The following is a 23,353-nucleotide window of genomic DNA, read 5'->3' on the forward strand; positions in this document are numbered from 1 at the left end:
AATAGAGTCTCTCACGGGAGCGGACTCTAGAATGGTTGTCATGAGCAACACTCCCGACGACGCGCCGGAGATGGTGGAGGCCGGCGACAACGTCGACGCCGCCCTCCAACAGGTGGAACACCAGCTGAGCATGTTCTGGCGACGCGCACGATCGCTATCCCACCAGTTATCCCGCCAGGTCCATCCCGACATGGAGCCAGCAGCCTACGGACTGCTGACGATCATTAGGAAAGAGGGCCCCATTCGTTTGACGGAGCTTGCCTCGTGCATCGGCGTCGGGAAACCGTCGGTGAGCCGCCAGATCGCGTTCCTTGAGAGCATCGGCATGGTCTACAAAGAAGCCGACCCCCAGGACGGACGCGCACAATCGATCCGGCTCACGCCCAAGGGCGAAGAAAAGATGCACCAGGTCCAGGACGCACGCCGGCAGGTTTTCCGGGAACGCCTGGGTGAGTGGCCGCTGGAAGAAATCCAGACGCTGGCCGACTACATTGAACGGCTCAATGCTGCCTACGGCGAAGGAATCGGCAAGGACTGACCGCACCAAACCACATAGACCAAAGAAGGAGGACCTCCAGTTGGAGGTCCTCCTTCTTTATTTCGGGTCCGCCTAGCGGGCTCCGGAGAGCATGCCTTGGGTGAAATCGTCGTTCAGTTCGGCGCTGAGCTCGCGGTCGAGATCGCGGCCGTAGCGCTGGGCGAATTCCTGCGGGACGGTGTCCGGAACAGCGACGCCTTCGGCGACGGCAACCCGGTCACTGACTTCGCGGAGCATGCCGGACAATGGAACGTCCAGGGCGGAGCAGATAGAGGACAGCAGCTCTGAGGATGCTTCCTTCTGGCCGCGCTCAACTTCGCTCAGGTAGCCAAGGGAAACGCGGGCGCTGTGCGAGACTTCGCGGAGCGTGCGGCCCTGACGCTGGCGGACATCGCGCAGGACATCACCAATTTCGTGACGCAGTACAACCATTTTGCGCTCCTTCTGTTCGCTCGGTGCCTTCTCGGCCAAGCCCACATCCTTCCAGCGGACAACGCCGTTTACGGATACGGGCTGCTTAACCATCTGTATCGCCTTGCTCCCTCGTGAGTCCGGTTCACCTTGCAGGTGCACCGGTTGTTTTCTACATCCTAGGCGCCCCGGCCATTCCGAGGCGACACAATGTAACAACTATTGGGCCGCAGTTTTTGTTCCCGGCTACTTTACGTGTGGTAGGTCGGCATGGACAAGGCACTCCAACAAGCGCTCCAATGCGGCCTCGGTTGCCTGCGCCCGGATACTCGGCCGGTCGCCGCTGAACGAGTAGGAATGCGCCGCGGCCCCGCCCGGGGTGGCGACGCCAATGAAGACGGTGCCAACCGGCTTCCCGTCGTGGGGCAAGGGCCCCGCAACCCCCGTTGTGGAGATTCCGACGTCGGCCCCGCACGCGCGTCTGGCCCCGTCGGCCATAGCTGCCGCCACCTCGGCGTCGACGGATCCGAGTGCGGCAAGCAACTCCTCGGACACGCCCAGGATTCCGGCCTTGACAGCATTCTGATAGGCGACCACCCCGCCCTGGAGCATGCCTGACGCCCCTGGAGTATCGGCGAGGGTGGCGGCAACCATCCCGGCGGTCAGGGATTCCGCGGTAGCCACGGTGATGCCCCGCTCGATGGCGAGCGCTACCGCCGACGCGGCCACTTCATCCGCGGCAGCGCTCATGCGCGCTTGCCTGCCGTGCGAAGCTTTGCGGCCTCGATGACGTATTCGACGCCGGTCCACACCGTGATGGCGAGGGCGACGATCATGACCCAGAAGGCCACGCTGACGAGCCATGGCGCGAAGGAATTCAGCGGCAGGATGTAAAGGAAGATGGCGACAGTCTGGACGACGGTCTTGAGCTTCCCGCCACGCGAGGCCGGCATCACGCCATAGCGGATGACGAAGAAGCGCAAGGCGGTGATGCCCCATTCGCGAACGAGGATGAGGATGGTGATCCACCAAGGCAACTCCCCCAGCGCCGACAGGAGAACGAGAGCCGATCCGATCAGCAACTTGTCGGCAATGGGGTCCGCGATCTTGCCGAAGTTGGTGACGAGGTTGCGGCTCCGGGCGATGTCGCCGTCGAGCTTGTCCGTGTAGATCGCAACTGCGAAGGCCACCACTGCGGCCCAGCGCCAAATGCCGTGCTGGCTGTTGTCCTCCAGGAGGAACCACACGAAGAACGGGACCAGGACAATCCGGAGCATCGTCAGGATGTTGGGCAGGTTCCAGATATCGGAGCTGCTGGAACCGGCTTTGCTGCCGTCGGATGTAGTCACCCCTCTAGGCTACCGTCCGGTCAGTGACCAGGCGTCCTCGCCGCCGTCGTCCTCGTCATCGAGGCCATCTGCTCCGTCGTGGTAATCAGTGACCTGCTTGCGACGTTCGAGATCGGCGGCAACCAGGTCTTCGGCATAGCCGCCGACGGCGATGTTCGCGTTCGCGTTGTCGCTTAGCGCCGCGGTGTGCGCGTCGGGCGTAGCCGGAGCCTCCTGCCCCTTCATGGCTGCCAGCACGGGAGCGAGGTCGTCCGGCTTCACCAGCACATCGCGGGCCTTGGAACCTTCGGACGGACCCACGACGCCGCGCGACTCCAACAGGTCCATAAGGCGGCCGGCCTTGGCGAAGCCGACCCGGAGCTTGCGCTGCAACATCGATGTGGAGCCGAACTGTGTGGTGACCACGAGTTCGGTGGCCTGAAGCAGGACCTCGAGGTCGTCTCCAATATCGTCGTCGATCTGCTTCTTCTGCGCCTCGGGCGCGACGTCGTCACGGTAGACAGCCTTGAGTTGTCCCTTGACGTGCTCCACCACCCGATGGATCTCGGACTCCGTGACCCAGGCGCCCTGCACGCGCATCGCCTTGGAGGCGCCCATCGGCAGGAAGAGCGCGTCACCCTGGCCAATGAGTTTCTCGGCGCCGGGTTGGTCCAGGACCACGCGGGAGTCGGTGACGGAGGAGGTGGCGAACGCCATACGCGAGGGGACGTTCGCCTTGATCAGGCCGGTGACGACGTCAACGGACGGACGCTGGGTGGCCAGGACCAGGTGGATGCCGGCAGCACGGGCGAGCTGGGTGATCCGGACAATCGAGTCTTCGACATCGCGCGGGGCAACCATCATGAGGTCGGCTAGCTCGTCCACGATCACCAGCAAGTATGGGTATGGCTTGATGACGCGCTTGGAGTCAACCGGCGGAACAACCTTGCCAGCGCGGACAGCCTTGTTGAAGTCGTCGATGTGCTTGAAGCCGTAGTTGGCGAGGTCGTCGTAGCGGGCGTCCATTTCGCGCACCACCCACTGAAGCGCCTCGGCAGCTTTCTTGGGGTTGGTGATGATCGGCGTGATCAAGTGCGGAACGCCCTCATAGGCGGTCAGTTCCACGCGCTTGGGGTCCACCATGACCATGCGGACCTCATCGGGTGTGGCGCGCATCAGGATCGACGTGATCATGGAGTTCACGAAGGACGACTTACCCGCACCTGTGGCACCGGCCACGAGCAAGTGCGGCATCTTGGCGAGGTTCGCGACGACGTAGCCGCCCTCGACGTCCTTGCCGACGCCCATCACCATGGGGTGGTCTGTCCGCCTCGCGTTCTGGCTTCGCAGGACATCGCCGAGGGACACGGTTTCGCGGTCAGTGTTGGGGATCTCGATGCCGATGGCCGACTTGCCCGGGATGGGGCTGAGGATACGGACATCACTCGATGCCACGGCGTAGGAGATGTTTTTGGACAAGGCCGTGACGCGCTCCACTTTGGTGCCGGGAGCAAGTTCGATTTCGTAGCGGGTCACGGTGGGCCCGCGGCTGAAGCCGGTAACAGTGGCGTCCACGTTGAACTGCTGCATCGTGTCCGTCAGGGCGGCAACGACGGCGTCGTTCGCTTCCGTGCGCTCCTTCGGAATGGAGCCCGGAGTCAGGTTGTCCGAGGACGGCAGCGTGTAGGTGACGTCCCCGGCGAGCGAAAGCTGTTCGGTGCGCTGCGGGATCGGCGTCGGGGGCGGGGGCGGGCTGACCGGTGCCGAAGGCACGATGACCGGCGGGACGGCGGCGGTCGGCGCGACCAGGGGGATCGCTTCGGTGGCGTTCGGGTCGGCTTGTGCTTTTCCGAGCCCCTGTGCCGCTTTGATCTTCTCGACGGCGATTTCGGCCTGGGTCGGCCTGCGCACCCCTGGCGGGATGGACGGCGCGCCCTTCGCAGGAGGGGCGTCGTCGTCGACGATTGCGTGTTCGAAGGCCTCGTCGCCGACATAGCCCTCAAGCCTGGCGTCGTCGTCGTGGTCCTTGCCGAAGAAGCGCTTGCGGCGCTTCTTCTTCGGTTCAACGTCCGCCTGGTTTTCATAGAGGTAGCTGCGGTCGTGGGAATCGCCGTGCTGCGCGTCGGCATCCACCAGGTCGACGCCCATGAGGTGCTCGTAGGCGCCGCGGATACGCCGGGGAATGGCGCCGAAGGGCGTGGCCGTGACAATCAGGAGGGCGATGAACGCCAAAGCGCCGTAGACGATGACGGGGACTGCGGGGTGGATGGCGGCAAGGGGCGACGCCGCGAGGAATCCGAGCATCCCGCCCGCGCGCCGGAGGCCGTCGAAGCCGTCGGCCACAGTCGGCTGGCCGCCGATAATGTGGGCCAGGCCGGCGCCCGCGAACGTCATGATCAGGAAGCCGATGCCCACGCGGTTGTTGCCGCGGCTGTCCCACGGCTGCCGGAAGAGCCGGAAAGCGCAGACGAAAAGCATGAGCGGCAGAAGCAGGGATACCCAGCCGAAGGTTCCGTTCACAATGCTGTAGACAACGTCCGGGAACCAGCCTTTGAAGCCCCACCAGGCGAAGGTTGCTATGAAGACACCGAGCGCCAGGTTGAAAAGCGCGGCGCCGTCCCGGCGGTCCGCGGGATCGAGGTCACTGACGTCATCGCCGATCCGGCGGATGCCCGCACCCACCACGTGCCCGATTCCTAACCAGACACCAGCAAGCGCACGCAGGATCCACGGTTGTTGGGGTTCGACGACGGCGGCCTGCTTGCCGCGGGCCGCGCCTGTGCCGCTCCTGCCGCTCTTAGCCGGGGTCCGGCTGCTGCCCGAGCCGCCGGATTTGCTGTTGGAGCTGCCTCTAGGCGCGGAGGTAGTACGAGTCGCCATATCGGCCACGCTACCCCAAGCCGTCCGGAAACCCGCGGATTTCAGGGGCGCAGAGGAACCATGTTGCCCCTGTTGGACAATCCGCGGACTTGGCTTCGCGGCGAGCTTGGCTAGACACACGAACGGCCCGGTTCGCTTGAACCGGGCCGTTCATGGACTGACTCCGGGGCGTGCCTGTGCCGGTATCGCTGGGCTAGGCCTCCGGGGCTATGCTTCCAGAACCAACGGGATGATCATGGGGCGCCGGCGAAGCTTGCGATTGACCCACGTGCCGATAACCCGACGGACCACTTGCTGGAGCTGGTGGTTGGTGTGGTCCGCGTGGTGGAGCACTGCGTCTTCGAGGGCCGCGTTGATCTTGGGGATGATCTCGTCAAAGACGGAATCGTCCTCGGCCACGCCGCGGGCGTGGATTTCCGGTCCCGAGACGATCTTGCCGGTGGTCCGGTTGATCACGGTGATGACCGAGATGAAGCCCTCGTCGCCGAGGATCCGGCGATCCTTGAGGTCGGCGTCGGTGATTTCGCCCACGCTGGAGCCGTCCACATAGACGAAGCCGACCTCCACCTGGCCCACAACGTTGGCTTTGTGGTCCCTGACGTCAATGACCGTGCCGTTGTCGCTGAGGATGACGCGGTCCGAGGGCACACCGGAGTCCTCCGCAAGGTTGCCGTTGGCGATGAGGTGCCGGGTTTCGCCGTGCACAGGCATCGCGTTCAGGGGCTTGAGGATGTTGTAGCAATAGAGCAGCTCGCCCGCGGCGGCGTGACCGGAGACGTGCACTTTGGCATTGCCCTTGTGGACGACGTCGGCGCCGAGCTTGAGCAACCCGTTGATGATCCGGTAGACCGCGTTCTCGTTGCCCGGGATAAGGCTCGAGGCGAGAATGACGGTGTCGCCCTGGCCCACCACCACGCGGTGGTCACCGTTGGCCATCCGGGAGAGGGCCGCCATGGGTTCACCCTGGGATCCCGTGGACATGAGGACTACGCGGTGGTCTGGCAGGTTGTCGATGTTCTTGATGTCCACGAGGATTCCCGGCGGGACGTCAAGGTAGCCCAGTTTCGCGGCGATAGCCATGTTGCGCACCATGGACCGCCCCACGAAGGCGACATTGCGGCCATGCTTGGCGGCGGCGTCGAGCACTTGCTGCACCCGGTGCACGTGGGAGGAGAAGGAGGCGACGATGATCCGCTTCTTGGCCTGGCCGAACAAGCGGTCCAGGGTGGGGCCGATTTCCTTTTCCGCCGTGGTGAAGCCGGGGACATCGGCGTTGGTGGAGTCGGCCATGAACAGGTCCACCCCTTCTTCACCCAGGCGGGCGAAGTGGCGCAGGTCCGTGATGCGCCCGTCGAGGGGCAACTGGTCCATCTTGAAGTCGCCCGTGTGCAGCACGTTGCCGCCGGCGGTGCGGATGAAGACTGCCAAGGCATCCGGAATGGAGTGGTTGACGGCAACGAATTCGCATTCGAAGGGGCCGAACTGCTCCACCTGCCCTTCTGCCACTGTGAGGGTGTACGGCTTGATCCGGTGTTCCTGGAGCTTGGCCTCAACGAGGGCAAGCGTCAGCTGGGAACCGACCAGCGGCAGGTCCGCACGCAGGCGCAGAAGGTACGGCACAGCGCCGATGTGGTCTTCGTGGCCGTGCGTCAGGACGATGGCAACTACGTCATCCAGCCTGTCCTCGATGTACGAGAAATCGGGCAGGATCAGGTCAACACCCGGCTGGGTCTCTTCGGGGAAGAGCACGCCGCAGTCAACCACGAGCATCTTGCCGTTGATTTCGAAAACGGCCATGTTGCGGCCGATCTCCCCCAGCCCGCCAAGGGGCACAATCCGGAGTGTTCCCTGCGGAAGTTTGGGCGGGGTGACAAGTCCGGGAAGGGCGGTTTGGGTCATAATGCGCTACTTTCCGGCGGAATCTTTCTAGACAGTGAAGTCCATTCCAGCTTCCGCCAAGTCCTCGCGGATGATTGCGATCTCGGCGGCGTCCGGCTCCACGAGGGGCAAACGGACAACCGAGTTGGGCAGGACTCCCTGCCATTTAAGAATTTGTTTGGCGGCGACGGCGCCTTGGACCCGGGTCATGGTCGCCCGGATCACGGGCTCGAGCTCGAAGTTGATCTTGCGTGCCGTGCCAAGGTCGTTCGCGTTGATGGCGTCGATGAGTTCACGGAAACGGCGGGTGACGACGTGGGTGGTGACGCCAATCAGGCCCACCGCACCCATGGCCATCCACTGGAGGGTCAGGCCGTCGTCGCCCGAGTAGAAAAGAAGGTCGGTTTCCGCCATGACGCGGGTGGCCGCGGCGAAGTCGGCCTTGGCATCCTTGACCGCAACGATGTTGGGGTGGGAGGCAAGGCCGATCATGGTCTCCGGCGCGATCTGGATGGAGGAGCGCCCGGGAATGTCGTACAGCATGACAGGAAGCTCAGTGGCGGACGCAATGGTCTCGAAATGGGCCCGGACGCCGGCCTGGCTCGGCTTGTTGTAGTACGGGGTGACGATCAAGAGGCCGTCGACGCCGAGTTTCGCTGCTTCCTGGGAGAGGTGCACCGAGTGGGCAGTGTCATTGGTTCCCGTGCCCGCGATGATTGCCGCGCGACCGCCCACAGCTTCCTTCACTGCGCGGAACATGCCGAGGTTTTCCTCATCGGTGAGCGTGGACGTCTCCCCGGTTGTTCCGGTGACGACCAGGCCATCGCAGCCGTCGTCAACAAGCTTGACTGCCAGTTCCGCTGCCTGCTTGTAGTCAACTTCGCCGTCCTTGGTGAACGGGGTGACCATGGCGGTCAGAAGGGTACCGAGAGCAGGAACGTTCGCACGAGAGTCAGACATACGAAAAACGTTACCCTGTCAGCTGCGGGTTAGGAGAATGGGGCCCGCGTGATTGTCGTCAAATTCAGCGAAATGGGAGCAAGGCCTCAGGCTGAAGCGTCGCTATGGCGCCCGGGCTTCGCTGGCGTCTCCGACGCGCAATACTGCGCAACAGCAGCCTCCCGCAAGCGGTCCGCCCACGCCCCGAGCCGTTGGGCTGCCCGCACATAGTCGAACAATTCAACGGGGGTCAATGATTCAAGGTCGGCTTCTGCAAGCCGCCTGGCGAGTTCGGCTCCCGGCTGCTGCTCGCCCAGAACGGTTCCCTCGCGCCGCCACTGCATGTCTTCAGGCGGCTCCCCCGCCACAAGCTGCCGGAAGAGGAAATCGACGACGCCCGGGCTCATCGCCTTCATGGGCCCGTCCAGGCCATGGGGATAGCCGTTCGGCCGCTTCGAAGGATCGCTCATGCAGCCATGGTATTCGAACATATATTCGAATACAAGGTGTTTCCTTCGAGGCGACAGCCGCTACCGCTCCGCTGCGGTGTGCTCGCTGCGGAAGAGGCGCACGGCGTCGCGCATGGATTCCCTCGCCCGCTTTCGGTCGCCGGCGGCATCGTAGGCGCAGCTGAGCCGGAACCAGGACCGCCAGTCCTCGGGGGCGGCCTCGGCCTCCACGCGGTACTTCTCAAACTCGGCGTCCGCGGCGGCACGCACAATGCGGCCTCCCGGTGTACGGGGCAAGTTGTCCACCGGCAGCCCGCCCTCCGCTTCGAGCACCTTGGCCATCTTCTCCGTGCGTGCACCGAAGACAAGTTCGCGGATCAGTGCCCACGCTCCGATGATGGGAAGCACCAGGTAGGCAGCGCCGATTCCCTTGGCTACCAGGTTCGCGTCACTGAGCAGCAGGATCGAGCGTTCGAAGGTGACCACGAGATAGAGAACCAGCAACAGGGTGACGGCACCTACCCAGATCTTGGTGCGGTTCTCCTTGAATGCCTTCCAGAGCGGGCCCATGCGCCTACAGCCCCAGATCCAAATAGCCGTCCAGGCCGACGGTCAGCCCGGGGTGGGACGCCACATTGCGCAGTCCCAGCAACACTCCGGGCATGAAGGACGCCCGGTCGAAGGAATCGTGGCGGATGGTCAGTTGCTCTCCCGGCCCGCCCAGGAGCACTTCCTGATGCGCCACGAGTCCGCGCAAACGGACGCTGTGGACGCGGACACCGTCCACATCGCAACCGCGGGCACCGTCAAGGGCAGTGTTCGTGGCATCCGGGCTAGCGGGGACGCCGGCTTCTTCGCGGGCGGCGGCAATGAGCTGGGCCGTGCGGACGGCCGTGCCCGAGGGCGCGTCCACCTTGTTCGGGTGGTGCAGCTCGATGATTTCCACCGATTCGAAATACTTGGAAGCCTTGGCGGCGAAGGCCGAGGCAAGGACGGAGCCGAGGGCGAAGTTGGGGGCGATAAGGACGCCTGCCTCCGGGTTCGCCGCAAGCAACTCGCGCAACGCCGCGAGCCGCTCGGCGTCCCAGCCAGTGGTGCCGACAACAGCATGCATGCCGTGTTCGACGGCGAAGCGGACGTTGGCTTCGGTGCTGTCCGGAACGGTCAGGTCGACGACATACTTGGCGCCGGCGTCGAGCAGGGTATCAAGGGAATCTCCGCGGCCGAGCGCCGCGACGAGCTTCATGTCGGAGGCTTCCTCCACCGCTTTGACGGCTTCGATACCCATGCGGCCCTGGGCGCCCAACACGGCGACAGCAAGTTGTTCGGTCATGTCCTTAACCCTACCGGGCGGCGCGAACCGGACTTGCCCCGGATCCTAATCGCGGGATGGGGCGACAGATCGCGGTCGAACGAGATTTCGAAGGCCCAGCACGATGAGTCCCAACAGCGAGCCGGCAACGACGGCGAGGATGAGCATGGCAACGATTGGAATCGTCAGGGAATCGGCACCGATTTCTTGCTGAGCGGCCTTGAGTCCCGGGATGCTGACTGCGATAACGAGCGCCGCCACCACCAGCGTGGGCACAAGGAACCAAAGCCAGGATCGGGCTTTCTTGGACATGGGATCACTTTCCTTTCAATCGCAGGGCGGCTAGAAGAAGCACTCCGCCGGACCAGATCGCAAGAAGGAGGAGCGCTCCCCAGGGCCCGAGGGCGTCCCCTGGCTCGGGGGTGGTGCTGATCGCTTGCCCGACCAGTATCCCGGTGGTGATATTCGCTACTGACGTGGCGCCCTGCACCCCGCTCAGTCCGGCGATGAGGAGAGTGATCGGCGCAAGCCAAAAGACGGTGATGATGACGATCGCGGCGACGGTGGCTGAGCGCACCGCGTACCCGAGCCCTGCACCGAAGCATGAAGCGAGCGCCACCGCAGCGATAGAACGCATTACCGCGGCGACGGAGTCAGCAGAGAAGGGCGCGAACGCCCCGCCGAACACAGCAGCGAAGACGCCGACAACGAGCATGACGAGCACCGCAAGTGCTGCGGCAACCCCGCTGTACCCGAGTGCGCTCGCGGCAAGCAGCCGTCCGCGGCGCGGGACGAGCAACATCCGGAAGGCGATCGCTCCCATCTGGTAGTCGCGGCCAACGCCGATGGCCGCAGCCAGAGCTGCCACGAACGCGAAGATGTCGACCCCGGCCGTCGCGATACCTGTCAGATCCGGTGCCGGCGAAGACACCTTTCGATAGATCGCTTGTCCAACGCCGAGCGCGAGCGGTACGGCTGCTCCGAGCAACAGCACGACCACGGACGTCCGTGTCCGGAGGATCCGGATCGTCTCGGCAGACACGAGCTCGCTCCGCCGTTGCGCGTCTTGCTGGCGAGCGATTCGGATGGGTGGGCGCAGCATCCTCAAGGAGCCTCTCCTTCGATTTTCGTGTCCACGATCCGTCGATACACGTCGTCAAGCGAGACGCTCTCGGTGCGAAGCTCATCCAAGACAAGCCCATGGGCAGCCGCAAGCGAGAACACCTCACGCGCTGTGAGGTCTGCGACGACCACGGCGCGATCGTCTGCTTTGACGATGGTGGCGCCGTTCCTCTTTGCGAGCGCGATGAAGGTGCCGACGTCCTCGCTTATGACGTTGACCCGCGGCCCGGCTCCTCGTGCAAGGTCGGCGAGGCTGCTTCGGAGTTTGAGCACGCCGTTGTTGATCAGTACGACGTCGTCAGCCACGAGCTCGAGCTCGGTGATGATGTGCGACGACAGGAGAAGCGCCGCGCCCTCATCGCGAAGTTGGAGGAGCAAGTGACGCAGCCACTGGATGCCCGAGGGGTCGAGACCGTTGAGCGGCTCATCAAGGACGTAGTTGCCCGGGTTGCCCAAGATGGCTGCGGCGAGCGCGAGACGCTGCCTCATGCCAAGCGAAAGCTCGCGCACCCTCCGTCTACGGGCCTCACCGAGGTCGACCATGGCCAGAACCCGTTCGGCCCGGGCCTTGTCCACGCCCTGAACACTTGCGCAGTAACGCAGGAGCTCAATCGCGCGGAGGTCAGGGATCAGCGCCCCGGCGTCGAGGACCGCCCCAACGCTCTGGCGTGGGTTGGGAAGCTCCCGGTATGGGCGTCCGTCGAACAACGCCCGCCCCGAATCGGGCTTCTCAAGGCCGAGGGCGGTTCGCATCGTAGTGGTCTTGCCGGCGCCGTTAGGCCCGATGAAGCCGACGATACGGCCGTCGCCGACGCTGAAGGTAACGTCATCAACCCGTGTCCGTCCGCCGTATGACTTCGTGAGTCCGATCACTTCGATCATGATGCGTGCACCTGGTCACGCGAGAGCGCCTCCATCAGCGTCGCGTGACCCGAGCCTCGGAGGAGCGCTCTGATTGTCCGAGGCACTGTGCCGCCGGCACGGAAAGCGAGCACACAAAATCGCCATCCGGACGCGTTGCCGTATATCGTCGTCGAGGCAGGGCTTGTTGAGGGGAGCACCCACGTCCTCGTGCCAAGCACCCCCGATCTCACTCGCCACAACCGGCTGTCAGTGGAGAAGTCAGCGCGCTTAACCGCCAGTTGCGCCACCGCGGTCGCGATCACCACTAACGCCATGATCACGACGACAACCGGCGGTGAGACCAGAGCCGCTAGCGTGCCCGCCACGACTCCTCCCACAGTCAAGCCTGCGCCCCATCCCAGGACCGGGTTGATGCCGGCGACCTCAACGCCGCTGACGATGCGGAATCGCGGAAGGTACTGTGCGACGAATGCGTCGATGTCTGAGTGGCGGGCAATCGGGATCACAACTGTACGGCTCGCGCTTCCGGACCCCTGAGCCCGCACGATCACTCGCAGCGAGTATCGCCCAAACACCCGCATCACGACGTTCTGCCGCATTTCGAGTGCGTCGATTCGGTCGACGCGGGTGGATTGATCCACGGTAGATATCAGCCCGCGCGATACCCGCATCTTCAGCATGCCATCGGAGTCGGGTTCCACACGGACGAGCGTCTTCGAATATTTCAGATAGGCCACTAAGGCGCCGTAAGCGACGCTCGCGGCGAGCAGCAAGGGCATTGCGGCCAGCGCAAGGCCCGGCTGCGCTCGCAACTGGTCTACGGTCCACTCGAGCTGGGCGACACCAGTGTTCCCCGTGAACCGGGAGATCAACGTCCAAAGCACCGGAATGAGAAGCATGTACTTGCCGTATGTGAGGGAGATAAGCCAGCAGTCCGCGTTCCGAAGGGAAACCGCGCTCGCCACCACGGAGGGCGCTTCGGTAACGCCTTCCGCGGGTGCCTCCTCCTGCCGGCCGGACCCTGCGGCAGTATTGACATCCTTGGCCTGCAGGGTCGGACGAACACCGTAGACGCGGGCGATCTCATCGACTTGGTCACGTGTGACCGCGTGCAGAAGCAGGCTGGCGCGTCCCCCCGCAGTACTTTGCACCCGCACTTCGAACAGCTTCCAAAACCGGTCCAGGCCGCCCTGCGAGAGATGGACGCTCGCGATATCGTTGCGAGCGATGGTTAAGGTCTCCCGCGAGAAGAGGCCTCGTCGATAGTGGAAGCCATCTGACCGTACATCCCAGGCGGTTGCCAGGTAGTCGTAGAAGATCACGTAGATCCGCGTATAGACGAAGTATGCGAGGAGCACCCACAACGCCGCGGCAATCCCGCCTTGAAACGTGGAGGTCGCGACGACGATCCCGATGACGATAAGTACAGACTGTGGCAGCGCCTTCAGGAGTCTGACCAGCATCAACAGTGGCGAGTTGCGCATCAGGCGGCTCCCCTATCGACGTTTTTCAACGCCCCCCGCAGCCGCTCAGCATCCTGCTCGTCGAGACAGGGAACCATGAACTCCCTGCCCAGTACACCTACGTGCACACTCGCAAGTCCAAAGTTGCGCAGCACCGGACCGCGTCGAAGCCGGACATAGAGAATCTGTGCCCTCGGCACAAAGGTCTCACGTCGAATCCACCGGCCCTGAGCGATCGACAGGCCCGGCGGCTCCACTCCATAACGGAACGTAAGGGCTCGTCGAGGGTTGACGATCAGGCACTCAGCGACCGTCGAGGCGACGGTCACGACCGCCAAGACAACCAGGACGATCGCGAGCCAGCCGTCTTGAAAGACCAGGCGGAAGCCGAGCAGCACGACGCAAGCGATCAGCCCGGTACAGCCAGAAGTGATGTTCCACACTGTCACCGCGCGGCGGCTCACCGCTGCCGAAAATGTCGCGCCAGCGACATCTGTCTCCGCCACTCTTGCGATCCCCCTCGCTATCCCGCGCGGGTCGTCACCTGTCGTTGTAGTCATCGCGTCACCTGCTCGCGCACGGTGGTATGACACGGAAAAGGGCGACCCCGGCTGGGCTGAGCGCGCCCTTTCCCGCTGCTCACAGCCCGAGGATGTCTCGGATCCGCCGAACGATCCAATCGATCGTCCTGCCGGCGTTGAGCCAGTCCAGCACCGTGCGCCAGTTGGCCGTCACCCAGTTGACCGCCCGGGAACCCAAGTGCATGACTGCTCGGATGACAGCCAGAATGATGGCAGGCATCGACCCACCTCACCTTCCTCTCAGTGCGACATTGTTGTCGCCACTGACTACGATTCATCCCGACCTCCCGTCTCAAACACCGTCATCCGTATCGAGTTAAACATCGTTCGAATGCACCCGTTCCTCTCGCAATGCGACCCAACGTTCGCGGACGCGAATCCTCTGACCGCGAAATCTGTTGGACTACTGGCCCATTAGAACCTGGGCATCGTCGCCGTCACGGTCCACCCCGTTTCATCACCGCCTGCCTTGAACGTTCCGCCAAGCAGCATCACCCGGTCGTTCATCCGCTTCAGTCCGTAGCCCGTCGCATCAGCGGTCAAATCCTCCCCGCCGCTGGACGGAGCATTCCAGACCTGCAATGTGATGCATTCGCGATCAGACGTCACCGCCAAACGAATCGACGGGCTCTGCCGAGCGTGCTTCATCACGTTGGTGGCTGCCTCACGTGCGATGTGCACGAGAGTCGTCTCGATGCTGTTCGAAATGGACAACTCACTGCCGGGAAAGGAGAGCTCGACCGAAGCTCCCATCGAGCCGAGTCCAAGACGTAAGGACTCCAACGTCGCTGCCAAGGACACTGCACCTGCCCCGGCTTCTCCGACCGTCTCGTCCGTCCCCTGGACTAAACGCAGCATCCGTCGGATGTCTGTGAGGGCTTGTGTCGCGGCATCAGTGATCGCACGCCTTGATGTATCGCGAGCCACGGGGTCGTCCACCAGTTCGAGGGCCCGGGCCTGCATCACAACGGTCGTGATGTCGTGGGCAATGATGTTGTGCAGCTCATCAGCGATTCGATCCCGCTCCATCTGTACGGCGGCCGCCGATTCTCTTTTGAGCCGATCAATGTCAGCAGCAAGCTGATGTTCCCTCGCTCGACCTCCGCGGAACCCCCAACCAATTAGTCCCGAAGCAAGGCCAGCGGCAACGCTGCCGATCCCGCCGCCTTGTGCGAGCCCCTGGCCAACCCCTGCCGCAACCACCGCCCACCCCGCTGTGATGACGCAGTATGAGACACTCAGCCACCGACTGCACGTACTCGTGACCAAGCCGACCGAGACGGCAAGAGCCAGAGAGTAAGGCCCACCCGCACCAAGAAATGTTGCGACGAGGCCGCATGCCGCGAGCACCATCGCCGCTATGGGAGGCCGCCATGCGAAAGCACCGATTGCGATGAGCGCGCCCACGTAAACAGCCGCGGTGGGCATCGGTGTCTGGGCAACTAGCGCCAGCACACCATCCACCAGCAACCCCACCGCGACAACGGCCGCCAATGCGAGACGAGCACCCGCCGGCAACGCTGTGTACGCCCAGAAGCCACGCCAACCGGCAGACCCGTCGACATTGTTGCGGGCAGCCTCTGCCGGACCGCTTCGCTTCATCCCCCAATTATCCAGACGAAGCGGGCGGACGCTCAGGCACACAGTCTCATTGCCCTACCCATCCGGCCGAAGATCGGCGGGCCCCAGGCGGAACGCCAGCCCGCCCACTACGCTCGCTGCAGACACGGTCAAATCCCTTTCTGCCCGAAAGTACCAACAAGCTAATCGTCGCAGCCGGCCGGCACAGGGTCTGCCGACGAAAGTCGACTCCTTGCGCGACTTTAGTCTGATCTGAGAGTCGACTCCCGACACCTAAACTGTAGGAATGGAAGGCGTGCGTGTTCTGATCGTCGATGACGAAGCCCTCGTGCGACACGCATTGCGCATCTTCCTGGAGTCAGCTCCGGCCACAGTTGTGGCCGGAGAAGCAGTTAATGGAACGGAAGCCGTCGAGCAGTACCGCAAGTTACAACCGGACGTAGTACTGATGGACATCCAAATGCCGGTGATGAACGGCATTGCCGCAACAGAGAGGATCACTGCCGAATACCCGGACGCCCGGGTGCTTGCAGTGACCACGTTCTCCTCCGAAAGCCACGTCATCGCCGCGCTCAGGGCCGGAGCCTCCGGCTATCTTGTGAAGGACACTCATCCGGACGAGATCGTCAGCGCCATCTTGGACGTGCACGCTGACAGGTCAGTGCTCTCGCCGCGCATAACTCGTGGACTCATTGCGGCCGTCCGGCACACGGCCAACCCCAACGGTCACGTCGCGCTCTCCCGCGCCCAAGCGCTCACAGAACGCGAACTGTCGATCGTGGTGTTTCTCGCGCAGGGTATGTCAAACGCCGAGATAGCACAGGCTCTCCACCTCTCCGAGGCGACGATCAAGTCGAACCTCGGCCGCATCATGAACAAATGGGACGTGCGCGACCGCGTCCAAGTACTCATCCATGCGGTGCGCACAAATCTCGTGACGTTGTAGCGCTCGCGATCCCTGCGCCCGGGCTACTCCCCTGCCCCGACCCACTCGACCGTGCCGTCGCTGAAGAACTGTTCCTTCCAGATGGGCACTTGCGCTTTGATCCTGTCCACGAGCTCCGAGCACACTGCGAAAGCCTGTCCTCTGTGTGCAGCGGCAACGGCGCAGACGAGCGCAGGTTCGCCAATCTCCAGCAGGCCGATCCTGTGCGCTGCCCAGATCCGTACAGGCTGGGCTGCCTCCCCCGAGTGCTCGGCCACGAGCTTCGCGACGACGTCGGCCATGACCTGGTGCGCCGTGGGGTGGGCGCTGTAGCTGAGCCTGTCGACGGGTTTGCCGCCGTCGTGGTTGCGGACCACGCCGCTGAAGCTCACTACCGCTCCCGCCGTGTCCGATTCAACCGCCGCTATGGCCTGGTCGACGGAAATCGGCTCCGCGCTGAGGATCGCGCTGATGACTTCGAAGTCGGTTTCAGTGGTCATGACTTCCCTCCAACTGATCGCATAGGTGGGCAATAACAGGGTCCAGTACGGCGAGGCCGTCCATCACGCCCTTCGGCGAACCCGGCAGGTTCACGATGAACGTCTTGCCCGCTGTACCGGCATGGCCCCGGCTCAGCATCGCCATGGGGGTCTTGGAGGCTCCGGCGCGGCGGATACCCTCCATGAGCCCCGGTATTTCGCGGTCCAACAATGGCAACGTGACTTCCGGAGTGCGGTCATCGGGGCTCAGTCCCGTACCGCCGCTGGTAATGACGACGGCAGGTTCCTGGGTCAGTAGCGCACGGATGGCGGCACCGACAGGCTCACCATCCGGCACCACCATGACGGGAAAGGTCTCGTAGCCGTGTTCGACCAACCAGTCCAGGATCACGGGACCACTCTTGTCCTCGTAGATTCCTGCCGCAGCGCGGTTGGACGCGATGACCACGCCGGCCTTCCGCGGGCCGCGGCGGGGTTCGCAGGCGTTCATGCGCGTGGTCCTTCGCCGGGCGCGCCGGACGAGGCGGGCAGGGCCCAGTCGCCGCTCTTTCCGCCGCTCTTCGCCAGCACCTGGATGCCGCTGATCACGGCGTGCTTGTCCACGGCCTTGATCATGTCATAGACGCTCAAGGCAGCCACCGAGGCCGCGGTCAACGCTTCCATCTCCACGCCCGTGACGCCCCTGGTCTTCACAGTTGCCAGGACAACTACCGTGTCCTGGCCAAGCTCGAAGTCCACCGTGACCTTGGAAATAGGCAGCGGGTGGCACAGGGGGATGAGTTCAGGGGTCTTCTTGGCTGCCATGATGCCGGCAACCCGGGCCACGGCCAAGGCGTCCCCCTTGGGCAGCTCACCGGCCCCGAGCAGGGCAAGCACCTCGGCGGTGCTGTGGACGGTGGCTGTGGCCGTAGCCTCACGTGTGGTCACGGCCTTCTCGGAGACATCGACCATCTGGGCTGTACCATCTTGGCGCAAATGCGTAAGGGCGCCGCCGTCTTGGCTCAAATGCGCAAGGGCGCCGCCATCCTGGCTCAAGGGGGTGAGGCCGCCGACCATGCCGGCGGAGTCTGAAGTGTCATTCACAACATCCATACTTCCACTTCCGCCCCGGCGTCGAGTTCCGTGACGGCTGCAGGCACCTGGACCAGCGCGTTCGAGTTGGCGAGCGCATGGATGAGATGGGAACCGGCACCTCCCTCCAGCCTGACCGTTCCCCCCGGAAGAAGCGTGCCGCGGCGGACCTGGTGCTTGCCGGCAGGCGAAGTCAGAGACTCCGTAAGGCGGGCCTGGAGGCTCGGACGCAATGCAGGGCTTCCGACGACGGCGGCGAGCGCCGGGCGGAGGAACATTTCGAAGGACACGAGGCAGCTCACGGGATTGCCCGGGAATCCCAGGAAGGGCAAACCGTCGAACGTCCCGATCCCTTGGGGGCCGCCGGGTTGCATGGCCACCGACACGAATTCGACCGGCTGTTCCAGCATGGCCTGCCGGACTACTTCGTAGGCGCCCTTGCTGACGCCCCCGGTGCTGACGATGAGATCGACAGTGCCGCCCAGGCTGCGGAGGAGCGCCAGCAGCTCGGTAGGATTGTCGCCGCTGATTCCCGTCCGCGTGACGTGGAGGCCGGACTGCAGCATGGCGGCTTCGAGCAGGGTTCCGTTGGAATCGTAGATCTTGCCTTCCGGCAGGGACGTACCGGGTTCCACGACTTCATCGCCGGTGGTGACGAGGAGCACGCGCACCGGCGTGCGGACCTCGACGGCGGTCATCCCCAGGGCGGCGAGCAGCCCCAATTGCCCCGGTCCGAGGGCGGTTCCGGCGCGCAAGGCAACGGTTCCCGCGGTGATGTCGCTCCCGGCGTCGCGGACGAACGTTCCGGGCTCAGTGGTGGGAAGGCGGACGGTTGATGGGACACCCGGGACGGGAAAGACATCAGGCACTGCCTGTTCGATGGGCACGACGGCGTCGGCACCCTCGGGCATCATGGCGCCGGTCATGATCGGGGCTGCGGTGCCGGGCATGAGCCGGACCGGTGCCGCGCCGGCCGGGACGGGATCCACGACCGTCAGCTCCGCACCGGCGTCGCTCCCTGCGTGGGGGGCCAGGTCCGCAGAGCGGACGGCAAAACCGTCCATCTGGGAGTTGGCGAACGGCGGCAGGCTCAGCGGGGCCAAGACGTCGGCGGCAAGTACCCGGCCGAGCGCCCCCAGCAACGGCAGCTCTTCGGTGCCGTCTACGTGTGCAAGGCCGGACAGCAGCTCCTGGACGGCTTGACGGTGGGCTGCGACGGATCGTGCCACGAGGGTTCCTCCCGGGTTGTTTCGCTCAGACCTACACAGCCTAATGTCAGTTGGCGGTGACGTGGATGGTGTGGAACCCCGTGGCGCCGTCCGGTGCCACGGGGGTTTGGGCTTCGGGCTGCGGGGCGCCCGTGGCATCGGTGGCACGGACCTGGACTTCATGGTTCCCTGAGCCCAACTCAAGGCCCAGCTGCCATTGGTACCACGTGTCCGAGGAGATCCCCGGGGCTAGCTTGGCTTCCTGCCAATTGCCTCGGTCGACGCGCAACTCCACGCGGGAAACGCCGCGGTGCTGAGCCCAGGCGACACCGCCGAACTGGACCGTTCCGGCCTTGACCGAGCGGCCGTCCCGGGGCACGTCGATGCGGGACTGCGTCTTGATGGGACCATGATCGCTCCAACCTCGCGGGACCCAGTAGCCCTGGTCGTCGGCGAAACGGGTGACCTTCAGTTCCGTCAGCCATTTGGTGGCCGAAACATATCCATAGAGGCCCGGAACGACCATCCGGACGGGGAAGCCGTGCTCGAGCGGCAACGGTTCGCCGTTCATTCCGACGGCGAGGATAGCGTCACGGTTGTCCGTGAGCGCTTCGAGGGGGGTTCCGGCGGTCCAGCCGTCAGTGCTGCGGGAGAGCACCATATCCGCCCCGGGCTTGGGCCCGGCCATGGCGAGGAGTTCGCGGACCGGCCAGCCCAGCCAGAGGGCGTTGCCGATCAGGTCTCCGCCGACTTCGTTGGACACGCAAGCGATGGTCACGTAACGCTCGATCATCGGCTTCGTCAGCAGGGTGGCGAAATCCAAGGTGACTTCGCGTTCCACCAGGCCGGTCACCTTCAGGGTCCAGTCCGGCGGATTCACGGCCGGCGGGATCAGCGCGGTGTCGATCCGGTAGAAGTCGGGGTTCGGCGTGACGAGCGGCAGCAGGCCCGGCAAGGTGAGAGCGGCGCCGTCGGGAACTTTTTCGGGAGGCGTCACCGGGGCTGGAAGGACCACCCCGTTGCGGAAGTCCGATGCCACCGTTCCTGCCCTGCGCACCACTGTTGTCACGATCCCGGCGACGACCGCTGCGATCGCGGTTCCACCCAGCAATTGCATGAAGCTTCGGCGGGCCAATGGCATGTCTGCCGCCTCGGGCACGGGTCGCCAGGTTTCGAGCCGCTGGATCAGGAGCCGGAGGAAAAGCATGGTGACGATCGTGGCCACGACGGGGGCAATTGCGGCTGTCGGCGTGGCTTGGGCACGGGTCAGCACTGCAGCCAGCCCCGCAGCTCCAGCGAGCAAGGCGAGCGCCAGCCCCGCTCCTTTTCGCCGATACTCCAGGAGGCCGGCGACTGCGGCGAGGATCAAAGTGACCAGGGCGATGCTGACGATCAGGGCGATTTTGTCGGCGGTGCCGAAAAGGTTGACGGCCAGTTCCTTGGCCCAACCCGGCACGGCGTCAATGACCACACCGCCCAGGGCTGTGACGGGCGAGACGGACGGGCTCAGGAACCCGGCCAGCAACTCGCCGGCCGCCACCCCGAGTCCGATCGCCACCACGCCGCACGCAGCCGCCCACCGGGCCGCCGTCCTGGTACTGGCTTTCTTCGAAGTGGTCCTGCTCATGATGTGCCTGCCTGTTTGGTGCCCTCTGCCGGAACGGTGTCCGCGGGCACTTTCTGTATCGGAAATACCTTGGTGCGGGATGCGCTTGACTCTGCGCCCGATGGAAGGCGGAGCGTGAAACAGCAGCCCTCCCCCGTGTTCGCCACCGTGACATTGCCGCCATGCGCCTTCACAATGCCCGCCACCATGCTGAGCCCCACGCCTGCCCCGCTGTATCGCGGCAGACCCCCATCGACGGGCATTCCTGCTCCCCGGGAACGGTCCTTTTGCCAGCCGGTCTCGAAAACGTGGGCGAGATCCTCCTCGTCGATACCCCCGCAGCTGTCCACGACGTCGACGACGGCGTCGCTTCCGTCGCGTCCGACGCGAACCAGGACCCCGCCGTCGGGCCGGCTGTAGATAATCGCGTTGAGCAGCACGTTCCGGACGGCCCTTCCCAGGCTGGGGCCGTCCGCGACGGCCATGCACTCGCGGTCGCCGCCGCCGTCGAGCCGGATCCCGCGCTGGGCGGCGAGCGGCGCGAGATCGGCGATGGCGTCGCTCACGAGGTCGTAGAGGTCCAAGGATTCTGCGCTCAGCCGTAGGGTTCCCGCCTGGATTTTGGACAGTTCGAGAAGATCGTTGACCATGACCGCCATCTGATCCGCCTGGGCGATAATCTTGCGATAGTACCCGGGGACGTCGGAGGCCATACCGTCTTCCAGCGCTTCGGCCATGGCCCGCATGCTGGCCAAGGGGGTCCGGAGGTCGTGCGAGATCCAGGAGACCAGTTCGCGGCGGGCGGTTTCGACGGCGGCTTCCCGTCGCCGGGATTCCTCCAGTTTGATGCTGCTCGCTTCGAGTTCCTGGGCGAGCTGGGCAAGCTCGGAGTTCATTGCCGGTCCGGCCCGCCGCGACCCTGATTGTGGCAGGAACGAGCCATCGAGGGCTTCTCCGCTGCCGAGTCGCCGCGTTGCTGCCACGAGCCGGATGGCGTTGCGGGACACCCCGGCCCCGAGGACCAGGGAAATCGCGATCGCCACGGCCGAGGCTACCCCGAGGATGTACCACATGACTTCGAGGTCCACGGCGGAAATGAACATCGCATTGAAAGCGCTCACCATCCCTGCCACGAGGACAGCAACTGTGGCCACCACCACGAGGCAGATCTGCACCAGGATCGACGCGCCGCGCAGGAAACGCAGCAAGGCAAGGGTCAAGGCGCCGATGAGGACAGCCCACAGCAGCATCCAGCCCAGGATCGTGAACATTTCAGCTGGCTGCATGTCCACCTTCCTTCGCGTCAAAACGGTAGCCGATTCCCCAGACCGTTTTGAGCAGCACCGGGGTGGTGGGGTTGTCCTCGATCTTTTCGCGCAGGCGACGGACGTGGACCGTCACGGTGGACAAATCCCCGAAGTCCCAGCCCCAGACCGCCTTGATGAGATCCTCGCGGCTGAACACCTGGTTGGGCCGACGGAGCAGGAACGCCAGCAGATCGAACTCACGCGCCGTAAGCATGAGGGGCTTGCCATCCTGGAGCACCGTGCGGGAGGCCGGATCCAGTTCGAAGCCGGCGAGCTCCACGGGAGGTTCCGGGCTGAATTCCCGGATGCTCCGGCGCAACACGGACTTCACCCGGAGGACCAGCTCGCGGGGTGAGAAGGGCTTGGTCACATAGTCGTCCGCTCCCGTTTCCAGGCCAAGGATCCGGTCGTCTTCCGTGCCAAGGGCAGTCACGATGATGATGGGAACGCTCATGGCCAGGCGCAGCCTGCGGCACACTTCCACGCCGTCGAGTCCGGGCAGCATCCGGTCCAGGATGACGAGGTCGGGCCGCCTGGCGGCCGCGAGGCTCAGCGCGGTGAAGCCGTCGCCCGCGAGATCGACCTGGAAGCCTGCCTGGACCAGGTAGTCCCGGACGACGTCGGCGATGGTCTGTTCATCTTCGACCAGCAGAATGCGGCGATTGCCGACTTCGGCAGCGTGCGGGGCGGGCTGCATGTTCACACCTTCAGCATAGATTCGCAGGGTGCCCGCGGTATGTGTTCCGGGCGCCCGTGGGCCAACCGTATGTATTCCGTAAGAAGTCGCGCCATGCGTTGCCTTCCGCGGCGGGCAACCGACGAACGTGACCCGTGGGCGATATCACGCTTCGGCCCTGCCTGGCGTAGCCTGAACCCATGAGTGTTCAGCTAGGCATGCCGTTGCCTCCCACGGGCGACGGGACGGGAAGCAGCGTGTCTGCACCCCCGCCGCGCCCTGCCGGAACTCCGGCGGGCCTGTTCGACCGTTACGGACGCCGGGCCACCGACATGCGCTTGTCCCTGACGGACAAATGCAATCTCCGATGCACGTACTGCATGCCGGCCGAGGGCCTTGAATGGTTGTCCAAACAAGCCGTCATGACCGCTTCCGAGATCGTCCGGCTGGTGCGGATCGGCGTCGAACACCTCGGGGTCCGCGAACTCCGCCTCACCGGCGGCGAGCCCTTGGTCCGAGCCGACCTCGTGGACATCATCTCAGCCCTCCGCGACGCGCACCCCGGGCTGCCGATCTCCATGACCACCAACGGCGTCGGACTCGACAAAAAAGCGGCGGCGCTCAAGGAAGCCGGACTCACCCGCATCAACGTCTCCCTCGACTCCCTGCACGAAGAAACCTTCACCAAGCTCACCCGCCGCCCCTTCCTCGACA

Annotated in this window: 26 protein-coding genes; 3 read left to right on the forward strand and 23 right to left on the reverse strand. The window is 64.5% G+C overall.

Annotated elements, in window-relative coordinates:
* Positions 1 to 40 precede the first annotated feature (40 nt).
* Positions 41 to 538 carry a MarR family winged helix-turn-helix transcriptional regulator gene (locus AC1DJW_RS15285; RefSeq protein ID WP_078105745.1) on the forward strand — a complete coding sequence of 166 codons (498 nt, stop codon included), beginning with the start codon at positions 41 to 43 and terminating at the stop codon, positions 536 to 538.
* Between the two features lie 72 nt (positions 539 to 610).
* Here the strand turns inward: AC1DJW_RS15285 and AC1DJW_RS15290 are convergent, their stop codons facing one another.
* The 16 genes from AC1DJW_RS15290 to AC1DJW_RS15365 form a co-directional block, all read right to left on the reverse strand.
* Positions 611 to 1,063 carry a helix-turn-helix domain-containing protein gene (locus AC1DJW_RS15290; protein ID WP_078105673.1) on the reverse strand — a complete coding sequence of 151 codons (453 nt, stop codon included), beginning with the start codon at positions 1,061 to 1,063 and terminating at the stop codon, positions 611 to 613.
* Between the two features lie 132 nt (positions 1,064 to 1,195).
* Complete coding sequence (locus tag AC1DJW_RS15295; RefSeq protein ID WP_284753603.1) at positions 1,196 to 1,699, reverse strand: CinA family protein; 504 nt, start codon at positions 1,697 to 1,699, stop codon at positions 1,196 to 1,198.
* A complete protein-coding gene (gene pgsA / locus AC1DJW_RS15300) occupies positions 1,696 to 2,298 on the reverse strand; it encodes a CDP-diacylglycerol--glycerol-3-phosphate 3-phosphatidyltransferase (RefSeq protein WP_390282813.1) in 603 nt (200 codons plus the stop codon). The genes AC1DJW_RS15295 and pgsA overlap by 4 nt, the downstream gene beginning before the upstream one ends.
* A gap of 9 nt (positions 2,299 to 2,307) precedes the next feature.
* Positions 2,308 to 5,157: an FtsK/SpoIIIE family DNA translocase gene (locus tag AC1DJW_RS15305; RefSeq protein ID WP_476901790.1), complete on the reverse strand. Its 2,850-nt coding sequence runs from the start codon at positions 5,155 to 5,157 to the stop codon at positions 2,308 to 2,310.
* A gap of 207 nt (positions 5,158 to 5,364) precedes the next feature.
* Positions 5,365 to 7,056, reverse strand: coding sequence for a ribonuclease J (locus AC1DJW_RS15310; RefSeq protein WP_476901791.1), 1,692 nt, complete (start codon positions 7,054 to 7,056; stop codon positions 5,365 to 5,367).
* 27 nt (positions 7,057 to 7,083) lie between these two features.
* Complete coding sequence (gene dapA / locus AC1DJW_RS15315) at positions 7,084 to 7,995, reverse strand: 4-hydroxy-tetrahydrodipicolinate synthase (RefSeq protein ID WP_390282811.1); 912 nt, start codon at positions 7,993 to 7,995, stop codon at positions 7,084 to 7,086.
* Between the two features lie 86 nt (positions 7,996 to 8,081).
* Complete coding sequence (locus AC1DJW_RS15320; protein WP_284753607.1) at positions 8,082 to 8,444, reverse strand: hypothetical protein; 363 nt, start codon at positions 8,442 to 8,444, stop codon at positions 8,082 to 8,084.
* A 60-nt stretch (positions 8,445 to 8,504) separates the two neighbouring features.
* A complete protein-coding gene (locus AC1DJW_RS15325; protein WP_476901792.1) occupies positions 8,505 to 8,993 on the reverse strand; it encodes a hypothetical protein in 489 nt (162 codons plus the stop codon).
* A 4-nt stretch (positions 8,994 to 8,997) separates the two neighbouring features.
* On the reverse strand, positions 8,998 to 9,756 hold the full coding sequence (dapB, locus tag AC1DJW_RS15330; RefSeq protein WP_284753611.1) for a 4-hydroxy-tetrahydrodipicolinate reductase: 759 nt from the start codon (positions 9,754 to 9,756) through the stop codon (positions 8,998 to 9,000).
* Between the two features lie 45 nt (positions 9,757 to 9,801).
* Positions 9,802 to 10,047 (reverse strand): hypothetical protein, encoded by a 246-nt coding sequence (locus AC1DJW_RS15335; protein ID WP_476901793.1) that lies wholly within the window; start codon positions 10,045 to 10,047, stop codon positions 9,802 to 9,804.
* Between the two features lie 4 nt (positions 10,048 to 10,051).
* Positions 10,052 to 10,837, reverse strand: coding sequence for a hypothetical protein (locus tag AC1DJW_RS15340; RefSeq protein WP_476901794.1), 786 nt, complete (start codon positions 10,835 to 10,837; stop codon positions 10,052 to 10,054).
* Positions 10,838 to 10,839: 2 nt separating this feature from the next.
* A complete protein-coding gene (locus tag AC1DJW_RS15345; protein ID WP_390282807.1) occupies positions 10,840 to 11,739 on the reverse strand; it encodes an ABC transporter ATP-binding protein in 900 nt (299 codons plus the stop codon).
* Positions 11,736 to 13,205 carry a PH domain-containing protein gene (locus AC1DJW_RS15350; protein WP_390282806.1) on the reverse strand — a complete coding sequence of 490 codons (1,470 nt, stop codon included), beginning with the start codon at positions 13,203 to 13,205 and terminating at the stop codon, positions 11,736 to 11,738. Before AC1DJW_RS15350 ends, AC1DJW_RS15345 begins: the two co-directional genes overlap by 4 nt.
* The gene (locus tag AC1DJW_RS15355) at positions 13,205 to 13,744 is read right to left on the reverse strand and encodes a PH domain-containing protein (protein ID WP_390282805.1); all 540 of its coding nucleotides are present in this window, start codon (positions 13,742 to 13,744) and stop codon (positions 13,205 to 13,207) included. Before AC1DJW_RS15355 ends, AC1DJW_RS15350 begins: the two co-directional genes overlap by 1 nt.
* 79 nt (positions 13,745 to 13,823) lie before the next feature.
* On the reverse strand, positions 13,824 to 13,985 hold the full coding sequence (locus AC1DJW_RS15360; RefSeq protein WP_345449805.1) for an aureocin A53 family class IId bacteriocin: 162 nt from the start codon (positions 13,983 to 13,985) through the stop codon (positions 13,824 to 13,826).
* A 194-nt stretch (positions 13,986 to 14,179) separates the two neighbouring features.
* Positions 14,180 to 15,367 (reverse strand): sensor histidine kinase, encoded by a 1,188-nt coding sequence (locus AC1DJW_RS15365; RefSeq protein WP_476901795.1) that lies wholly within the window; start codon positions 15,365 to 15,367, stop codon positions 14,180 to 14,182.
* 265 nt (positions 15,368 to 15,632) lie between these two features.
* Between AC1DJW_RS15365 and AC1DJW_RS15370 the strand changes: the two genes are divergently transcribed.
* The gene (locus AC1DJW_RS15370; RefSeq protein ID WP_390282803.1) at positions 15,633 to 16,292 is read left to right on the forward strand and encodes a response regulator; all 660 of its coding nucleotides are present in this window, start codon (positions 15,633 to 15,635) and stop codon (positions 16,290 to 16,292) included.
* A gap of 23 nt (positions 16,293 to 16,315) precedes the next feature.
* Here AC1DJW_RS15370 and AC1DJW_RS15375 read toward each other — a convergent pair whose 3' ends face one another.
* Genes AC1DJW_RS15375 through AC1DJW_RS15405 form a run of 7 tightly spaced genes read right to left on the reverse strand, consistent with a single transcriptional unit; the run spans position 16,316 to position 22,660 of the window.
* Positions 16,316 to 16,771, reverse strand: coding sequence for a molybdenum cofactor biosynthesis protein MoaE (locus tag AC1DJW_RS15375; protein ID WP_236816685.1), 456 nt, complete (start codon positions 16,769 to 16,771; stop codon positions 16,316 to 16,318).
* Positions 16,761 to 17,261 carry a MogA/MoaB family molybdenum cofactor biosynthesis protein gene (locus AC1DJW_RS15380; protein ID WP_284753619.1) on the reverse strand — a complete coding sequence of 167 codons (501 nt, stop codon included), beginning with the start codon at positions 17,259 to 17,261 and terminating at the stop codon, positions 16,761 to 16,763. Before AC1DJW_RS15380 ends, AC1DJW_RS15375 begins: the two co-directional genes overlap by 11 nt.
* Positions 17,258 to 17,827, reverse strand: coding sequence for a cyclic pyranopterin monophosphate synthase MoaC (gene moaC, locus AC1DJW_RS15385; RefSeq protein ID WP_390282848.1), 570 nt, complete (start codon positions 17,825 to 17,827; stop codon positions 17,258 to 17,260). The genes AC1DJW_RS15380 and moaC overlap by 4 nt, the downstream gene beginning before the upstream one ends.
* A 23-nt stretch (positions 17,828 to 17,850) precedes the next feature.
* A complete protein-coding gene (locus AC1DJW_RS15390; protein WP_476901796.1) occupies positions 17,851 to 19,071 on the reverse strand; it encodes a molybdopterin molybdotransferase MoeA in 1,221 nt (406 codons plus the stop codon).
* Positions 19,072 to 19,117: 46 nt separating this feature from the next.
* On the reverse strand, positions 19,118 to 20,677 hold the full coding sequence (locus tag AC1DJW_RS15395) for a molybdopterin-dependent oxidoreductase (RefSeq protein ID WP_476901797.1): 1,560 nt from the start codon (positions 20,675 to 20,677) through the stop codon (positions 19,118 to 19,120).
* Positions 20,674 to 21,942 (reverse strand): sensor histidine kinase, encoded by a 1,269-nt coding sequence (locus AC1DJW_RS15400; RefSeq protein WP_476901798.1) that lies wholly within the window; start codon positions 21,940 to 21,942, stop codon positions 20,674 to 20,676. The genes AC1DJW_RS15395 and AC1DJW_RS15400 overlap by 4 nt, the downstream gene beginning before the upstream one ends.
* Positions 21,929 to 22,660, reverse strand: a complete 732-nt coding sequence (locus AC1DJW_RS15405; protein WP_476901801.1) for a response regulator transcription factor — start codon at positions 22,658 to 22,660, stop codon at positions 21,929 to 21,931. Before AC1DJW_RS15405 ends, AC1DJW_RS15400 begins: the two co-directional genes overlap by 14 nt.
* A gap of 179 nt (positions 22,661 to 22,839) precedes the next feature.
* Between AC1DJW_RS15405 and AC1DJW_RS15410 the strand changes: the two genes are divergently transcribed.
* A partial coding sequence (locus AC1DJW_RS15410; protein ID WP_476901799.1) for a radical SAM protein occupies positions 22,840 to 23,353 on the forward strand: 514 nt, incomplete at its 3' end.

This window comes from Arthrobacter sp. 05L417 (assembly GCF_056397865.1).

Excerpts from the sequence above, each read along its gene's own strand:
- AC1DJW_RS15285 (WP_078105745.1), top strand. The coding sequence starts at position 41 with ATGAGCAACACTCCCGACGACGCGCCGGAGATGGTGGAGGCCGGCGAC.
- AC1DJW_RS15290 (WP_078105673.1), bottom strand. The coding sequence starts at position 1,063 with ATGGTTAAGCAGCCCGTATCCGTAAACGGCGTTGTCCGCTGGAAGGAT.
- AC1DJW_RS15295 (WP_284753603.1), bottom strand. The coding sequence starts at position 1,699 with ATGAGCGCTGCCGCGGATGAAGTGGCCGCGTCGGCGGTAGCGCTCGCC.
- AC1DJW_RS15305 (WP_476901790.1), bottom strand. The coding sequence starts at position 5,157 with ATGGCGACTCGTACTACCTCCGCGCCTAGAGGCAGCTCCAACAGCAAA.
- AC1DJW_RS15310 (WP_476901791.1), bottom strand. The coding sequence starts at position 7,056 with ATGACCCAAACCGCCCTTCCCGGACTTGTCACCCCGCCCAAACTTCCG.
- dapA (WP_390282811.1), bottom strand. The coding sequence starts at position 7,995 with ATGTCTGACTCTCGTGCGAACGTTCCTGCTCTCGGTACCCTTCTGACC.
- AC1DJW_RS15320 (WP_284753607.1), bottom strand. The coding sequence starts at position 8,444 with ATGAGCGATCCTTCGAAGCGGCCGAACGGCTATCCCCATGGCCTGGAC.
- AC1DJW_RS15325 (WP_476901792.1), bottom strand. The coding sequence starts at position 8,993 with ATGGGCCCGCTCTGGAAGGCATTCAAGGAGAACCGCACCAAGATCTGG.
- dapB (WP_284753611.1), bottom strand. The coding sequence starts at position 9,756 with ATGACCGAACAACTTGCTGTCGCCGTGTTGGGCGCCCAGGGCCGCATG.
- AC1DJW_RS15335 (WP_476901793.1), bottom strand. The coding sequence starts at position 10,047 with ATGTCCAAGAAAGCCCGATCCTGGCTTTGGTTCCTTGTGCCCACGCTG.
- AC1DJW_RS15340 (WP_476901794.1), bottom strand. The coding sequence starts at position 10,837 with ATGCTGCGCCCACCCATCCGAATCGCTCGCCAGCAAGACGCGCAACGG.
- AC1DJW_RS15345 (WP_390282807.1), bottom strand. The coding sequence starts at position 11,739 with ATGATCGAAGTGATCGGACTCACGAAGTCATACGGCGGACGGACACGG.
- AC1DJW_RS15350 (WP_390282806.1), bottom strand. The coding sequence starts at position 13,205 with ATGCGCAACTCGCCACTGTTGATGCTGGTCAGACTCCTGAAGGCGCTG.
- AC1DJW_RS15355 (WP_390282805.1), bottom strand. The coding sequence starts at position 13,744 with ATGACTACAACGACAGGTGACGACCCGCGCGGGATAGCGAGGGGGATC.
- AC1DJW_RS15360 (WP_345449805.1), bottom strand. The coding sequence starts at position 13,985 with ATGCCTGCCATCATTCTGGCTGTCATCCGAGCAGTCATGCACTTGGGT.
- AC1DJW_RS15365 (WP_476901795.1), bottom strand. The coding sequence starts at position 15,367 with ATGAAGCGAAGCGGTCCGGCAGAGGCTGCCCGCAACAATGTCGACGGG.
- AC1DJW_RS15370 (WP_390282803.1), top strand. The coding sequence starts at position 15,633 with ATGGAAGGCGTGCGTGTTCTGATCGTCGATGACGAAGCCCTCGTGCGA.
- AC1DJW_RS15375 (WP_236816685.1), bottom strand. The coding sequence starts at position 16,771 with ATGACCACTGAAACCGACTTCGAAGTCATCAGCGCGATCCTCAGCGCG.
- AC1DJW_RS15380 (WP_284753619.1), bottom strand. The coding sequence starts at position 17,261 with ATGAACGCCTGCGAACCCCGCCGCGGCCCGCGGAAGGCCGGCGTGGTC.
- moaC (WP_390282848.1), bottom strand. The coding sequence starts at position 17,827 with ATGGTCGGCGGCCTCACCCCCTTGAGCCAGGATGGCGGCGCCCTTGCG.
- AC1DJW_RS15395 (WP_476901797.1), bottom strand. The coding sequence starts at position 20,677 with ATGAGCAGGACCACTTCGAAGAAAGCCAGTACCAGGACGGCGGCCCGG.
- AC1DJW_RS15400 (WP_476901798.1), bottom strand. The coding sequence starts at position 21,942 with ATGCAGCCAGCTGAAATGTTCACGATCCTGGGCTGGATGCTGCTGTGG.
- AC1DJW_RS15405 (WP_476901801.1), bottom strand. The coding sequence starts at position 22,660 with ATGCAGCCCGCCCCGCACGCTGCCGAAGTCGGCAATCGCCGCATTCTG.